The sequence below is a fragment of the Pantoea sp. E956-1 genome (assembly GCF_982223955.1).
The window spans coordinates 1-389 of record NZ_CEUYZP010000108.1; the positions used below are offsets into that span (position 1 = coordinate 1).

Below are 389 nucleotides of genomic sequence, written 5' to 3' on the forward strand. Positions count from 1 at the left end.
CCTTGACCCGTGGCTCAAGCCACTCTATCGAGGGCAGGACTTTCGGCTTCTTCGCCATCAGCCCACCAGTTTCTGCGCGGTTTTCGCCAGGCGCAGACCGAGTGCGCGACACAACGCCACTTCGTGCTGGTCGAGACCGTTTTTGCCGTCGGCACCGGCTTGATGGCTGGCGCCATACGGCGTGCCGCCACCTTCGGTTTCGAGCAGGGCCGATTCACTGTAGGGCAGGCCGGTGATCAACATGCCGTGATGCAACAGCGGCAACATCATCGACAGCAGCGTGGTTTCCTGGCCGCCGTGCAGGCTGGCGGTGGAGGTGAACACACCGGCCGGTTTGCCGACCAGCGCGCCGGTCAGCCAGAGGTTGCTGGTGCCGTCGAGGAAGTATT

The 389-nt window shown here is 63.5% G+C and carries 1 protein-coding gene; it reads right to left on the reverse strand.

The features are described from left to right. Nucleotides 1-57 precede the first annotated feature (57 nt). Nucleotides 58-389: NADPH-dependent FMN reductase family protein (locus AC0T7J_RS25490; protein WP_473798607.1), on the reverse strand; the 332-nt coding region annotated here is incomplete at its 5' end.